This window comes from Streptomyces sp. NPDC107498 (assembly GCF_055582805.1).
Genome location: NZ_JBVJPE010000016.1, coordinates 18,632 through 32,118 on the forward strand (window position 1 = coordinate 18,632; position 13,487 = coordinate 32,118).

Genomic DNA, 13,487 nt, shown 5'->3' on the forward strand with positions numbered 1-13,487 from the left:
GGGCCGTGCACAAGCGTCCTGCCGCAACAATCCCGCCGCGGCGCGAAACAGACCCTCGACGGGGACGGTGTGACCGTGCGTCACGGCTGCGCGTGGAGACGGGGTGACTCCGCGTCACGGTGCGGGACGGGCGCGGACGCGGACGGCGAGGACGGCCACGTCGTCCTCCGCGTGATGCGCGTCGAGGCGGTGGAGCACCTCTTCGACGACCTGCTCGGGGCCGGAGCCGACGGGGAGCCGGAGGGCGGCGAGGCGGGCGAGCGACAGGTCGATGTCCTCCCCGCGCCGCTCGACGAGGCCGTCGGTGAAGATCAGCAGGGTCTCGCCCGGGGCGAGCGGGCGCGTGGTGGGTTCGTAACCGCCGACGCCGGTGCCCAGCGGTGGCCCCACCGGGAGGTCGACGAGCTCGGCGGAGCCGTCCGGGCCGAACACGGCGGGCGGCAGATGGCCGGCGCTGGCGAAGGTCGCGGTGCCACGGGCCGGGTCCACCCGGACGAGCAGGCAGGTGGCGGGGCGGCGGGCGTCGTCCTGGGCGACCATCGAGTCGAGGTGGCGCAGCACCCGGTGCGGCGGCAGGTCGGTCGCGGCGGTCTCGCGGAGCGCCGTGCGGTAGGCGTTCATGTCGACGGCCGCGTCGAGCCCGTGGCCCATCACGTCGCCGACGACGAGGAGGCTGCGGCCGAAGTGGAGGCGCACGGTCTCGAACCAGTCGCCGCCCACGAGGGCGCGGGGGCCCGCCGGGAGGTAGCCGCCCGCGATCTCCAGGTTGGGGTGCGGCCGGCCCGGTTCGGCGACGAGGGCGCGCTGGAGGTGGAGTGCGGTGTCCTCGGTGGCGACGAGGCGGCGGGCGTGGCCGAGGTGCCGGGCGGCCAGCCGGGCCGCCTGCCGGAGGACCGTGATCTCGTCGGCCGAGAAATCGGGGCCCGCGCGCGTGACGGCCACGGTCCCGACGGGTTCCTCGTCGTGCACGGCGAGGGACACGGCGAGACCGGGGGCGCCAGGGAGCGCGACGGAGGATTCGGGGACGGCCGGGATCGCGGCGGAGGCTCCGGAGACGGCCGGCATCGCGGCAGAGGCTCCGGGAACGGTCGATCCCGCGCGGGAGGCCCGGGAAGCGGCCGGGCCTGCGACGGAGGCGGTCGGCCCCGCGGCCGGGGTCCCCGGACCCGCGGCGGAGGGTCCCGGGGACGGCGGACCGGCCGATGCCGCGCGGCGGACCGGGGCACCCGGTTCGTCGAGCAGGTCGACCGTGACGGAGCCGTGGAGGTGACGGGCGAGGAAGGCCGCGAGCTCGCGGCAGGTGGTCGTCTCGTCGAGCGTCGTGCCGATCTCGCCGATCGCCTCCTCCAGGGCCCGCGTCCTGGCCAGGAGGGCCTCGTCCCGTTCCGTCACGACACCTCCACCGCCGTGCGGGCCTCCGGGTCACGTGCCCGGTCCCCCCATTGCACCACCGCGCGACCGCCCCGTGCCCGTCGCGGAGCGCACGCGGACGGTTGTGCGGTGGTCCCCGATCTGATCAAGTACAGCTGAGGCTACTGGCCAGTAAGAGATTCCGCTTCCCGGGGGACAGCCATGACGACCGGATTCTTCACCTCCGTCGACGACGTCGCCGAGCGGCTCGCCACGACCGGCTACCTGGCGTCGCCGGCCGTCGCCACCACCGTCTTCCTCGCCGACCGGCTGGGCAAGCCGCTGCTCGTCGAGGGCCCGGCCGGCGTCGGCAAGACGCAGCTCGCCCAGGCCGTCACCGAGGCCACGGGGGCGCGCCTGGTCCGGCTCCAGTGCTACGAGGGCGTGGACGAGGCCCGCGCGCTGTACGAGTGGAACCACGCCAAGCAGCTGCTGCGCATCACGGCCGGGCGGGGCGAGTCCTGGGACGAGACGCGGACGGACATCTTCGGCGAGGAGTTCCTGCTCCCCCGGCCGCTGCTCACCGCGATCCGCTCCCAGAAGCCGACGGTGCTGCTCGTCGACGAGACCGACAAGGCCGACGTCGAGGTGGAGGGCCTGCTCCTGGAGGTGCTGGGCGACTTCCAGGTGACCGTGCCCGAACTCGGCACGATCACGGCGACGCGGCGGCCGTTCACCGTGCTCACCTCGAACGCGAGCCGCGAGCTGTCCGAGGCGCTGCGCCGCCGCTGCCTCTTCCTGCACATCGGTTTCCCCGAGGAGGAGCTGGAGCGCAGGATCGTGACCCTCAAGGTCCCCGGCCTCGACGCCGCACTCGCCGCGTCCGTCGTGCGGGTCGTCGGGGCGCTGCGGGCGATGGACCTGCGGAAGGTGCCGTCCGTGTCGGAGACGATCGACTGGGCCCGCACGCTGCTCGCGCTCGGCGCGGACCGGCTGGACGAACGGGTCGTACGGGAGACCCTCGGCGTCCTCCTCAAGCACCGGGAGGACATCGTGAGGGCGGCGGCCGAGCTCGACCTGGACACGGTGTGAGCCCGGCGGACGGCAACGGTCCGGCGGGTGCCGTGGTGCGGCTCACCGGGCTCGTCGCGGCGCTGCGCGCACACGGGTTCGGGATCGGGACCGGGGAGACCGTGGACGCGGGACTGGCCCTCGAAGCCGTCGGCTTCGCCGACCGGGAGCGGGTCCGGGAGGCGCTGGCGGCGACGCTGCTCCACGGAGAGGGCCGGCGGAGGGTGTTCGACCAGGTCTTCGACCTCTACTTCCCGCTCGGTGCCGCTCCCGGCCCGGCCGAGGCGTACGAGAACACGCCCGAGGGCCTCGCCGCACTGCGGGACCGGCTCGCCGAGGCCCTCGCCGCCGGGGACGGCGCCGCACTCGACCGGCTGGCCGCCGAGGCGGTGGGCGGGTTCGGCGGCTACGGCTCCGGCCCGGAGTCGGACGGCTGGTCCTCGTACCAGGCGCTCTCCCGGCTGCGCCCCGAGACGCTGCTCGCCCGGGTGCGCGAGCGGCTGCGCGCGCCGGCCGCGGCCGAGGGCCCCGAGTTCACCGAGCGGCTGCTCGACGACGAGATCCGGCGGCGCATCGAGGCCTTCCGGGAGCGCGTGCGGACCGAGGCCCGGCGGCGCGTCGCCGAGCGGCAGGGCCGTGACCGGGTCGCGCGGCGGGCGGTCGCGGGGACGGCGGACGGCGTGGACTTCCTGCTGGCCGGGCGGGCGCAGCTGGACGAGCTGCGGCGTACGGTACGGCCGCTGGCGCGGAAGCTGGCCACCCGGCTCGCGGCGCGGCGGCGCCGGGCGGCGCGCGGGGAGATCGATCTGCGGCGGACCCTGCGCGGCTCGCTGTCGACCGGGGGCGTGCCGGTGCGCCCGGTCCTGCGACGACGCCCTCCCCGACGTCCCGAGCTGGTCCTGCTGTGCGACGTGTCGGGCTCGGTGGCCGGTTTCGCGCAGTTCACGATGCTGCTCGTGCAGGCCCTGCACGACCAGTTCAGCCGCGTGCGGGTCTTCGCCTTCGTCAACCGGGTGGACGAGGTGACCGGGCTGATCGCGCGGGGCGCGGCCGACCCGGCGGGGCTCGGCGACCGCATCCTCGCGGAGGCGGAGCTCACGGGGTGGCACGGACAGAGCGACTACGGGACGGCGCTCGGGGAGTTCGCCGAGCGGTACGCGGAGGCGGTCGGCCCGCGCACGGTCCTCTTCGTCCTCGGCGACGCCCGCACCAACGGCGCCGACCCGAACCTGGCGGCGCTCCGGCTCATCGCGCGCCGCGCGCGCCGGGTCCACTGGCTCAACCCCGAGCAGCCCTCGCTGTGGGGCACGGGCGACTCGGTGGCCCCGGCCTACGCCGAGCTCGTGGAGATGCGCCCCTGTCGCAACGCCCGCCAGCTGGGGGAGCTGATCGGCCGGCTGCTCCCGGTGTGACGACGGGGCCCGTCCCCCGGACCCCGCCGCGGGCCGAACCGCCGCCCGCCGCTCCGCCCCCGTGGCACGATCGCTCCATGACGAACGGATCCGACCGGCCCGAGACCGGCCTCCCTCGTGGGATCGGCGCGCCCGCGACCCGCGCGCTCGTCGCGGCCGGGTACACCCGGCTCGCACAGCTCGGCGGCGTGCCCGCCGCCGAGCTGGCCGCGCTGCACGGCGTGGGGCCGAAGGCCCTGCGCGTACTGGGCGAGGCCCTCGCGGAGCAGGGCCTTTCCCTGGGCTGAGGACCGCCCGGTTGTACGGCGGGCGGGCCCCCGAACTAGCGTGGCCCCCATGGAACTCTCGGGAGAGATCACGGCCGGCCGCCCCCTGTTCGTCCTCGCCGTCAAGGAGGAGGCGCAGTTCCTCGACACGGAGCTGCCCGTCCTGCTCACCGGCATGGGCAAGGTGAACGCGGCGACCGCGCTCGCCACCGTCCTCGGCCGGGGCCCGCGGCCGTCCGGGATCGTGAACCTCGGGACGGCCGGGGCCCTGCGGCCGGGCTGGACCGGGACGCACGTCGTCGGCACGGTGGTGCAGCACGACCTCGACGGCGAGCTGCTCGCCACCCTGACCGGCGAGACGTACGGCTCTCCGCTGGCACTGCCGGACGGTGGTGACGTGGTCCTCGCCACCGGCGACACGTTCGTCTCGGACGAGGCGGCCCGCGCCCGGCTCGCCGAGCGGGCGCCGCTGGTCGACATGGAGGGGTACGCGCTCGCCGCGGCGGCCGCGCTCGCCGGGGTACCGCTGCGCATCGTGAAGCACGTCAGCGACGAGGCCGGCGAGGGTGCCGCGCGCACCTGGCGGGAGTCGGTCGCCGAGTGCGCGCGGGCGCTGGCCGACTGGGCGGCGGCGAACACCCCGTACCCCTCCTGAGTCCCGCCCGGGAGCGGCTCAGCGGTGCTGGAAGTGGACCTCCGGGTTCTCGGGCGTCGGGCCGTCGAGGACCGGCCGCGGGAGTCCGCGCAGGTGCTGGTCGAAGAAGGCCGCGACGTAGGTCCGGGTGACGGCGACGGCCCGGTCGCTGGGCAGTTCCGGCTGGGGAAGGCCGAAGTGGCGTGAGATCACGGGGCCGTCGGAGAAGGTGAAGTGCTCGGACCCGGCGACCGTGATCCAGCGCTTCCAGCCGTCGAGCGCGGTCCACGTCCGGTCCCAGCTGGTGTCCTGCCCGCCGGGCAGGTGCGTGCCGTCGTGGGTCCCGAGCATCAGGAACGGGCGGCCCCGCAGGCCCTCCGCGGGGAGGTCCTGCCAGAAGGAGCCGTCCATGTCGATCCCGGCGTCTATGCGCGGATCGGCCACCATGGCGGTGGCCGCGCTCGCCCCGCCGATGGAGTGCCCGGCCATGCCGACGCGACGCGGGTCGATCACGTCCGCGTACCGCCGGACGGGCTTCGGTCCGGTCAGCCGGTCCAGGACGTACCGCATGTCCGCGGCGCGCGTGGAGGTGACGACGCTGCCGTGCACCCCGCCCTCGAGGGCCGCACAGGCGACGCAGGTGAGGGTGCGGCCGCCGGGAAGGCTGGTCCCGAACGACTCGTAGGCGTGGTCGACCGAGGCCACGACGTAACCCCGCGAGGCGAGGTCCTCGGCGAGATGGGTGAGCGTCCAGCGGGAGACGCTGAAGCCCGGCGAGAGCAGCACCAGGGGGTGCCGGCCGGGCGCGGGCGGGGTGCCGGTCCTGCTGTGGGTGCGGGTGCGGGCGAGCACGTCGCCGGGGACGTCGGGCCCGAGCTGCTCGGCGAGCAGCTTCGCCTCCTCCCGGGTGGCGTACGGGGCGGGGCGGCCGCCGCCGGGGTGGGCGGCCGGGTAGTGCAGCGTGACCATGAGCGCACGGCCGTCGGCGGTGGGCACCCAGGGGTCGGTACGGGAGCGGTCGACGAGCGGCAGGACCGTGCTGCCGACGGCGTACGGCCCGGTGGGCGCCGGCAGCGTGGCGGCCCGGGCCGCCCGTGCCGTACCGGCGCCGGCCGGAGCGCCGACCGCCGAACCGGTCGGACCGGTCGAACCGGTCGAACCGGTCGGACCGGTCGGACGACCGGCCGCCGTGGCGACGCCGGCCGGTAAGGCGAGGGAGCAGACGAGAACGGCGGCCGCGGCCGCCCGGGTGAATCGGATCATGCGGGCACGCTAGGCGCCGGCGCCGGGCCCGCGCGTCAGACCCCGGGCCCGCCTTCGGTCAACCCGGGGTCTGACACGGGATCCGGCGCGAGGAGGAGGAGGAGGGCGCGGCCCCGGCCCGGGCCGGGGCCGACGGAACCGGGCCGGGCCGGGAGCGACGGATCGGGCCCGGACCGGCGGAACCGGGTCGGGGCCGCCGGGTCGACTCCCTTCCCTTTCCGCCGTCCTGACGTCCCGTCGGCCGGAACGGCCTTGACAGTGCGGAAGGCGGCCTGCCTATGGTGAGGCGTCCCCGTCCACCCGTCCGGACGGGACCGGAACCGGGGGGAGGCGCACGTGCTCGCAGTCATCGCCGTGGCGCACGTCCCCGCCCGTTCGCGTGCCCGTCTGGTCTGCCGTCGGCACGTCGACTTCTGCCGCACCTCCTCGGCCATCTGTCCTTCCCCTCGCGCCTGACCCCGCCTCGCGTGGGTCCGCGCGTCCCGTGACGTCCCGTCGCCCGGCCCCGTGCAGCCGTGCCCCGCACCGCTGCCGTGCCGTCGCGCGTCCCTGTCGTTCGGAAGGACTCCCATGCCCCGCCCCGCCCTGCACCTGGCCGTCGAGATCGACGGCGACGGTGCCCATCCCGCCGCGTGGCGCCGTGCCGCCCACTCCCCCGGCGAGCTGCTGACCCCGCGTCGGCTCGCCCGGGTCGCGGCCGTCGCCGAGAACGCCGGCTTCACCCTGGTCACCCTGGAGGACTCGATCCTGCCGCCCGACTCCGGGAACGGCCCCGGGAACGACCCCGGTCCCGTGGGCCGGATCGGCGCCGTGGAGCGGGCCGCGTTCGTGGCGGCGTCGACGAGCGTCCTCGGTGTGGCGCCGGTCGTGGCGACCACGTACGCCGAGCCGTTCCACGTCTCCTCACAGCTCGCCTCGCTCGACCACGTCTCGGCCGGCCGGGCCGGCTGGGTGGTGGGGGTCGAGGAGGACCCGTCCGCCGCGCGTGCCTGGGGGCGGCCGGTCGTCGAGGGCGCCGACGCACTCGCCCGTGAGGCGCACGACGGCCTCCGCGTCGTACGGGACCTGTGGGACTCGTGGGAGGACGACGCGGTGATCCGGTCGGTGGCCACCAGCCGCTACCTGGACCGGTCGCGGCTCCACGCCATCGACTTCACGGGGGAGACGTACTCCGTGAGGGGCCCGTCGATCGTGCCGCGCCCGCCGCAGGGGCGGCCCGTGGTCCTCGCCCGCCCCGGTCTCGTCCCGGCCGGTCTCGCCGACGTGGCCCTCGTCGGCGGGGCGACGCCCGCCGAGGCGGGCGGGGCGGCGGCGGCCGGCGGCGCGCCGCTCGCCTTCGCCGAGCTGGAGGTCGCCCTGGACACTCCGGGCGAGACGGCCCGGGAGCGGATCGCCGACCTGGAGCGGTACTCCCCGTGGGAAGCCGGCCCGGACCGGCTGCGGTACGCCGGTTCCGCGGCCGGTCTCGTGGACCTCCTGACGGAACTCGGCGGCCACGTCGACGGGGTGCGGCTGCGTCCGCTCGTGCTCGACGAGGACCTGGCGGTGCTGTCCCGGCTCGTCCTGCCTGAGCTGTTCGTGCGACGGATCGCCGCGCGCCCGCTGCCCGGCACCACCCTGCGCACCTCCCTGGGCCTCCCCCGGCCCCTCAGCCGCTTCACGACCGACGGCGCCGCCGCGCTCGTCCGGGAGGAGACCCGATGACCCGCGCCGACGCGAACGACGTCCCCCGCCCCGACGCCCGGTTGCACTTCGGGGTGTTCTTCCAGGGCGTCAACCACTGGACGATCTGGTCGGACCCGTCCAGCGGTTCCCAGATCGATCCGGCGTCCTTCCTGCGGGTGGCCAGGACCGCCGAACGCGGGCTCTTCGACGCGTTCTTCCTCGGCGACGGCCTGCGGCTGCGCGAGTCGGAGGGCGGCATCCACGAGCTGGACGTCGCCGGACGCCCGGACTCGATCACCCAGCTGTCGGCGCTCGCCGCCGCGACCGAGCGGATCGGACTCGTCTCCACGTCCAACACCACCTTCAACGAGCCCGGCGACCTCGCCCGGCGGCTCGCGGGGCTCGACCTGCTCTCCGGCGGCCGGGCCGGCTGGAACGTGGTGACCACCCACAACGCCTGGACCGGCGAGAACTTCCGACGCGGCGGCTTCCTCGACCACGCCGACCGCTACCGGCGCGCCGAGGAGTTCCTCTCCGTCGCGCGCGCCGTGTGGAACAGCTGGGCGGAGGGCGCGGTCGCCGGCTCCGTCGACGCCCGGTCCTGGTCGGTGCCGGGTGCGGTGGGACGCGTACGGTCGCGGACCGACCACTTCGACGTCGACCTGGCGCCGACGCTGCCGCGCAGCGCGCAGGGGCATCCGGTGATCTTCCAGGCCGGCGACTCCGGCGAGGGGCGGGACTTCGCGGCCCGCAACGCGGACGTGATCTTCTCCGCGCACGGTACGGACTTCGACGACGCGCTGGCCTTCGCCGAGGACATCCGGCGGCGGCTGCGGGCGGCCGGACGACCGGAGGACGCCCTGCGGATCCTGCCGGGCACGGAGATCGTCATCGGGGCCACCGAGAAGGAGGCGGAGGAGAAGGCCCGCTGGGTGCGCCTCGAACAGGTCACGCCCGCCGTCGCCCTGGGCATCGCGAGCAGGCTGTGGGGCGTCGACCTGTCCGGGCGGGACGCGGACGGGCCGCTGCCCGCCGAGGATCCGGTGGTCGCCGAGTACGACGGGAAGTTCGGTACCCGCCGGCTGGGCGAAACCCTGGAGGTGGTGGCCGAGTGGCGGGCGAAGGCCGACGCCAACGGCTGGTCGCTGCGCGAGACGGTCATCGAACTCGGTCCGCAGCGCGGGCACGTCGGCACCCCGGCCGGGCTCGCGGAGAGGTTCGCCCGGTTCGCCCGGCACGGGGCCGTCGACGGCTTCAACGTCTCGCCGTACCTGGTGCCGGACGGACTCGACGACATCGTCGAGCTGCTCGTGCCGGAGCTCCAGGAGCGGGGCGTGTACCGGACGGCGTACACGGGGACGACGCTGCGGGAGCACCTGGGGCTCGCGCCGGCGGTGTGACGCCTCGCTGCGGGTGTCCGGGGGACCGGGCACCCGCAGCGCCGCCGTCGGCCCGGAGGGAATCGTCCGCCAGCAGGCGGGCACCGGCGAGGGGGTCCTCGTCGACGTCCTCGACCTCGACGCCGTCACCCGCGTCCGTGCGTACGGCTCCGCCGGCATCAACCGGCCCTGGGACCGGCTCGCCCGCTACGGCGACCGGATCGAGCTGCCCGTGTACGGGGGCACGTTCCGGCCCGTGCCGACGCGCGACCGGGCGGCGCGGCTCCGTCAGGGGGCCGCCGACGGGCGGACCACGAGCACGGCGGCCACGTCGTCGTCGAGGCCGTCCGCCCCGTAGGCCGCGAGGTCCCGGTGGAGCAGCGCGGGCAGCTCCGCGGCCGGTTCCCGGGCCCAGCCCCGCAGCCGCAGCTCCAGCGGGTAGAAGGTGCCGGTCCGGTCCCGGGTCTCGCTGACGCCGTCGGTGTAGAGGAGCAGCCGGTCCCCCGGCCCGAAGGGCACCTCCTCGATCCGGTGGTGGTTGTCGGCGAGACCGGAGAGGTTGACGGGCAGCGAGGGGTCGGCGAAGTGCACGGGTTCGACGCCGGTCGCCCGCTGGAGCAGCGGGGCGGGGTGGCCGCAGCTGAGGAGCCGTGCGACGTCACGGCCGTCGGGGAGCTCCACCAGGACGACGGTGGCGAAGCGTTCGGCGGCGTCGGAGTCCGGGTCCCAGGCGCCGTAGCGGGCGAGGCCCTCGTCGAGCCGGTCCGCGAGGTCCGCGAGGTCGCGGGCCTCGTTGACGGCGGCGCGGAAGGAGCCGAGCAGGACGGAGGCGGTCTCGACGGCGCCGAGGCCCTTGCCCTGGACGTCGCCGAGCATGACGCGCACCGCGCCGGGGATCCTGACGGCCTCGTAGAAGTCGCCGCCGATCCTCGCCTTGGCCGCGGCCGCGACGTACAGCAGGTGCAGGTCGAAGCGGCCGAGGCGCTCGGGCAGCGGGCGCAGGACGACCCGCTGGACGACCTCGGCGACGGCGGTCACCTCCCGCAGGTCCCGCTCGTAGCGGGTGCGGACCCGGCTGATCCAGGCCGCGATGGCGGTCGCCACCGCGAGCACCGTCTCGCTGGCGAGGAGCTCGGTGGCGGACGCCACCTCCTGCGCCGGGCTGAGGAGCACGCGGATGACCATGGCCAGCAGTCCGATGCCGACGGTCCCGCGCACGCTCCAGGTGACGGCGGCGAGCGCGGGCGCGGCGACGAGGAGTCGGTCGAAACGCTCCCGGTCGGGGGCGAGGAGATCGGCGACGACCGTCAGGACCAGGACCAGGAAGGGCAGCGCGCGACCGAGGTTGAACTGGGTGCGCGCCGCCGCGCCGGAGGGACGGCGGTGACCGGCTGCGGGCATCTCATGATCGTACGCAGGGTCGCCCGCCGGGCCGGGGTGCCGTCGGGTCCGGGCGTGTCCCCGGGCGGTCGGCCCGGCCGGGCAGGGCCAGGGCGGCCGGGAGGGCGAGCGCGGCGATCGCCGCCAGGGCCGGGAGGGCGGCACCCCGGGCCGGTACGAAGCCGGCGTCGGGGACGAGGGCGAGGAGGAGGGTCGCGGTGGCGACGCCGAGCGCCGGGCCGATGTTCATCGCGGTCTGCTGGAGGCCGCCGGCGACCCCGGCATGGGCCTCGGGGGCGCGGTGCACGACGACGGAGGTCGCGGTGACCATGAGCGTGACGAACCCGGCGCCCAGGAGCGCGGAGGCGACGCCGACGGGGGCCGCGCCGGCGGTCGCGTCGAGCCGGGAGAGCAGCAGGACGCCGAGCGTGAGCAGCGCGGCCCCGGTGGTGGCGGTGCGCCGGGGGCCGAAGCGGCGCTGGAGCGGCGGGCAGAGCGGTGCGCCGAGGACCATGAGGACGGCGAGGGGCAGGACGCGCAGCGCGCAGTCGAGGGGGTCGAGCCCCTGGACGTCCTGGAGGAAGTACGTCGTCACGAAGAGCGCGCCGAAGAGGGCCGCGGAGGCCGCGAGGAGCACGGCGAGGCCCGCGACGACCGGCACGCTCCGGAGCAGCGCCGGGGGCAGCAGGGGGTCCGTGGCGCGCCGCTCGTGCCGCGCGAAGGCCGTTCCGGCGCCGAGGGCCGCACCCCCGGTGAGGGCGGCGGCAGCGATGCCACCGGGACGGGACGTCTCGTCGAGCGCCCGGACGAGCAGCCCGAGCGCGACGGCGAGCAGCAGGGCCCCGAGCAGGTCGAGCCCGCCGGGGCCGGCCGCCGGACGGCGCCTCGGCAGGGCCGGGGCACCGAGCGGGTCGGGCGTCGCGCGGTCGGGAGGGTTCGGGCGTCGGCGGGCCGGCGGGCGCAGGGCGAGCAGGCCGATGGCGAGGGTCGGGGGCACCCCGAGGAGGAAGACCGCGCGCCAGCCGTACGCGGAGACCAGCGCGCCGCCGACGAGGGGCCCGGTCGCGGCGGCGAGGCCGATGGCGGCGGTCCGCACGGCGATCGGGGTCGCCAGCCGCTCCGGCGGGAAGGCGGTGCGCAGCATGCCGAGGGTGGCGGGCTGGAGGAGCGCCCCGCAGACGCCCTGGAGCACGCGGAGCGCGATCACGGTGCCGATGCCGGGGGCCAGGGCGATCCCGGTGGAGGCGGCGGCGAAGCCGAGGGCGCCGACGGCGAAGACCCGGTGGTGGCCGTACCGGTCGCCGAGGCGGCCCGCGAGGACGAGGAGGCCCGCCACGGCGACGAGGTAGCCGGTGCTGGTCCACTGGACCTGCCCGACCTCGGCGCCCAGGTCGTGCTGGAGGGCGGGCTGGGCGACGGTCAGGACCGTGCCGTCGAGGGCGACGACGGCGGCGCCGACGACGCTGCAGGCGAGGGTGCGGTTCACGGGGCGGGCTCCACGGGGCCGAGGTGGGCGTCGAGCGCGGCGGCCAGGAGGGGGCCCGGGTCGTCGCCGCCGGTGGCGAGGCGGAGGCTGCCCCAGTGCCAGAGCTGGGCGAGGCCGTGCAGGTTGGCCCAGAGGACGCCGGCGAGGAGGGCGGGGTCGGCCGCCGGGCGGGCGCGGGCGACGAGCCCGGCGAGGTGGACGAAGAGCGGCAGGCTGGTCTCGCGCAGCCCGAGCCGTCCGCTCTCCAGCAGGTCGTGCCGGAACATCAGCTCGTACATGCCGCGCCGGGTGTCGGCGTAGTCGAGGTAGACGCGGGCGAGCACCCCGATCCGCTCGCGGGCCGTGGCCTCCTCGGGGTCCTCCTCGGCGACGCGGGCGGCCAGTTCGGCGAAGCCCTGGCGGGCGATGGCGGAGAGCAGTTCCAGGTGGCTGGGGAAGTACCGCCGCGGGGCTCCGTGGGAGACGCCGGCGCGGCGGGCGATCTCGCGGAGCGAGAGGGCTTGGACTCCCTCGGCGTTCACCAGCTCGACGCCGACCCGGACGAGCCGGTCGCGCAGCCCGTCCTCATGCTCTTTCAGTGACATGGACACTGTCTACCAAGACCGAGTAGACAGTGTCTACCCACCTGCGCGCTCTCGTCCGTTACACTGGCCGACAGCGAAGGGGAGTAGCCCTGCGAACCGGTCGTCGACACACTGGAACCCCCGGGTTCCCGGTGACCGGGTCCGCGGATCACGCGGACGGGCGAGACCTTCGGCCAGGCAACAACCGCGTCCGCGTTCCCGTGGGCGTGGTCCGTCATGCCGGGCCGAGTGGTCCCCCGTCGCCCACCGAGGCGTCGCCCGGAGCCACGGGGCCCGGACCGAGCAGAGAGCCCCGGTATGCACCTCGACCCCTTGGCGATCCTCACCGCCTTCGGGCTGATCTTCCTCGCCGAGCTTCCCGACAAGACGATGTTCGCGTCCCTCGCCATGGGCACGCGCATGCGTCCGCTGTACGTGTGGATCGGCACCTCCACCGCCTTCCTGGCCCACGTCGCCATCGCGGTGGGCGCCGGCAGCCTGCTCGGGCTGCTCCCGGGCTGGACCGTCAAACTGGTCTCGGCCCTGATGTTCGGCTTCGGCGCCTTCATGCTGCTGCGGGGCGGGGGCGACGACGAGGCCGACGAGGGCGGCCGGACGGTCAGCGGCTTCTGGCCCGTCTTCTCGACCGCGTTCATGGCCGTCTTCATCAGCGAGTGGGGCGACCTGACCCAGATCACCACCGCGAACCTGGCCGCCACCAACGGCACCTGGTCGACGGCGATCGGCTCGTTCGCCGCCCTGACGACGGTCTCCGCCCTCGCCCTGGTCGCCGGCCGCTTCATCGCCAAGCGCGTTCCCCTCAAGACCGTGCAGCGCATCGGCGGCGTCTGCATGGCGGGGCTCGCGATCTGGTCGCTGACCGAGGTCTTCACCGGCTGAGCACGCCCGGCTCCGGCGCACGCCCCTTCCCCCCTCGGGGAAGGGGCGTGCGCCGTCCTGCGTCCGCCGGGAACACGCGCCCACGGCCACCGCCGACGACCGGGCCATGACCGGCCCG

Annotated in this window: 13 protein-coding genes; 8 read left to right on the forward strand and 5 right to left on the reverse strand. The window is 75.9% G+C overall.

Translation table 11 applies throughout. The features are described from left to right. Positions 1 to 114 precede the first annotated feature (114 nt). On the reverse strand, positions 115 to 1,392 hold the full coding sequence (locus tag ACZ66Z_RS25615) for a PP2C family protein-serine/threonine phosphatase (protein ID WP_469937698.1): 1,278 nt from the start codon (positions 1,390 to 1,392) through the stop codon (positions 115 to 117). 180 nt (positions 1,393 to 1,572) lie between these two features. Here ACZ66Z_RS25615 and ACZ66Z_RS25620 point away from each other — a divergent pair, with 180 nt between their 5' ends. The 4 genes from ACZ66Z_RS25620 (at position 1,573) to ACZ66Z_RS25635 (ending at position 4,754) form a co-directional block, all read left to right on the forward strand. Further along, complete coding sequence (locus ACZ66Z_RS25620) at positions 1,573 to 2,442, forward strand: AAA family ATPase (protein ID WP_469937700.1); 870 nt, start codon at positions 1,573 to 1,575, stop codon at positions 2,440 to 2,442. Beyond that, positions 2,439 to 3,833: a VWA domain-containing protein gene (locus tag ACZ66Z_RS25625; RefSeq protein ID WP_469937702.1), complete on the forward strand. Its 1,395-nt coding sequence runs from the start codon at positions 2,439 to 2,441 to the stop codon at positions 3,831 to 3,833. Before ACZ66Z_RS25620 ends, ACZ66Z_RS25625 begins: the two co-directional genes overlap by 4 nt. Before the next feature lie 77 nt (positions 3,834 to 3,910). Beyond that, positions 3,911 to 4,120, forward strand: a complete 210-nt coding sequence (locus tag ACZ66Z_RS25630) for a helix-hairpin-helix domain-containing protein (protein WP_469937704.1) — start codon at positions 3,911 to 3,913, stop codon at positions 4,118 to 4,120. 49 nt (positions 4,121 to 4,169) lie between these two features. Then, positions 4,170 to 4,754, forward strand: a complete 585-nt coding sequence (locus ACZ66Z_RS25635) for a nucleosidase (protein WP_469937706.1) — start codon at positions 4,170 to 4,172, stop codon at positions 4,752 to 4,754. 18 nt (positions 4,755 to 4,772) lie between these two features. Here ACZ66Z_RS25635 and ACZ66Z_RS25640 read toward each other — a convergent pair whose 3' ends face one another. Beyond that, positions 4,773 to 5,996 carry an alpha/beta hydrolase family protein gene (locus ACZ66Z_RS25640; protein ID WP_469937708.1) on the reverse strand — a complete coding sequence of 408 codons (1,224 nt, stop codon included), beginning with the start codon at positions 5,994 to 5,996 and terminating at the stop codon, positions 4,773 to 4,775. A 570-nt stretch (positions 5,997 to 6,566) separates the two neighbouring features. Here ACZ66Z_RS25640 and ACZ66Z_RS25645 point away from each other — a divergent pair. The 3 genes from ACZ66Z_RS25645 to ACZ66Z_RS25655 are packed head-to-tail and all read left to right on the forward strand — an operon-like array spanning position 6,567 to position 9,398. Next, entirely contained in the window at positions 6,567 to 7,700 is a 1,134-nt protein-coding gene (locus ACZ66Z_RS25645; protein ID WP_469937710.1) for an LLM class flavin-dependent oxidoreductase, read from the forward strand. Beyond that, on the forward strand, positions 7,697 to 9,061 hold the full coding sequence (locus ACZ66Z_RS25650) for an NtaA/DmoA family FMN-dependent monooxygenase (RefSeq protein WP_469937712.1): 1,365 nt from the start codon (positions 7,697 to 7,699) through the stop codon (positions 9,059 to 9,061). Before ACZ66Z_RS25645 ends, ACZ66Z_RS25650 begins: the two co-directional genes overlap by 4 nt. A 13-nt stretch (positions 9,062 to 9,074) precedes the next feature. Further along, entirely contained in the window at positions 9,075 to 9,398 is a 324-nt protein-coding gene (locus ACZ66Z_RS25655; RefSeq protein WP_469937714.1) for a hypothetical protein, read from the forward strand. On the opposite strand, the gene ACZ66Z_RS25660 is transcribed toward ACZ66Z_RS25655, so the two are convergent. The 3 genes from ACZ66Z_RS25660 to ACZ66Z_RS25670 are packed head-to-tail and all read right to left on the reverse strand — an operon-like array spanning position 9,329 to position 12,490. Beyond that, entirely contained in the window at positions 9,329 to 10,441 is a 1,113-nt protein-coding gene (locus ACZ66Z_RS25660) for a PP2C family protein-serine/threonine phosphatase (RefSeq protein WP_469937716.1), read from the reverse strand. The genes ACZ66Z_RS25655 and ACZ66Z_RS25660 overlap by 70 nt on opposite strands. Position 10,442: 1 nt before the next feature. Continuing rightward, a complete protein-coding gene (locus ACZ66Z_RS25665; RefSeq protein WP_469937717.1) occupies positions 10,443 to 11,906 on the reverse strand; it encodes an MFS transporter in 1,464 nt (487 codons plus the stop codon). Then, complete coding sequence (locus ACZ66Z_RS25670) at positions 11,903 to 12,490, reverse strand: TetR/AcrR family transcriptional regulator (RefSeq protein WP_469937718.1); 588 nt, start codon at positions 12,488 to 12,490, stop codon at positions 11,903 to 11,905. The genes ACZ66Z_RS25665 and ACZ66Z_RS25670 overlap by 4 nt, the downstream gene beginning before the upstream one ends. A gap of 297 nt (positions 12,491 to 12,787) precedes the next feature. Here ACZ66Z_RS25670 and ACZ66Z_RS25675 point away from each other — a divergent pair, with 297 nt between their 5' ends. Continuing rightward, positions 12,788 to 13,369 (forward strand): TMEM165/GDT1 family protein, encoded by a 582-nt coding sequence (locus ACZ66Z_RS25675; RefSeq protein WP_376590590.1) that lies wholly within the window; start codon positions 12,788 to 12,790, stop codon positions 13,367 to 13,369. The last annotated feature ends 118 nt before the right edge of the window (positions 13,370 to 13,487 follow it).

Coding starts and splice junctions, on each gene's coding strand:
- ACZ66Z_RS25660 (WP_469937716.1), bottom strand. CDS start 10,441: ATGCCCGCAGCCGGTCACCGCCGTCCCTCCGGCGCGGCGGCGCGCACC.
- ACZ66Z_RS25645 (WP_469937710.1), top strand. CDS start 6,567: ATGCCCCGCCCCGCCCTGCACCTGGCCGTCGAGATCGACGGCGACGGT.
- ACZ66Z_RS25630 (WP_469937704.1), top strand. CDS start 3,911: ATGACGAACGGATCCGACCGGCCCGAGACCGGCCTCCCTCGTGGGATC.
- ACZ66Z_RS25675 (WP_376590590.1), top strand. CDS start 12,788: ATGCACCTCGACCCCTTGGCGATCCTCACCGCCTTCGGGCTGATCTTC.
- ACZ66Z_RS25620 (WP_469937700.1), top strand. CDS start 1,573: ATGACGACCGGATTCTTCACCTCCGTCGACGACGTCGCCGAGCGGCTC.
- ACZ66Z_RS25670 (WP_469937718.1), bottom strand. CDS start 12,490: ATGTCACTGAAAGAGCATGAGGACGGGCTGCGCGACCGGCTCGTCCGG.
- ACZ66Z_RS25635 (WP_469937706.1), top strand. CDS start 4,170: ATGGAACTCTCGGGAGAGATCACGGCCGGCCGCCCCCTGTTCGTCCTC.
- ACZ66Z_RS25640 (WP_469937708.1), bottom strand. CDS start 5,996: ATGATCCGATTCACCCGGGCGGCCGCGGCCGCCGTTCTCGTCTGCTCC.
- ACZ66Z_RS25650 (WP_469937712.1), top strand. CDS start 7,697: ATGACCCGCGCCGACGCGAACGACGTCCCCCGCCCCGACGCCCGGTTG.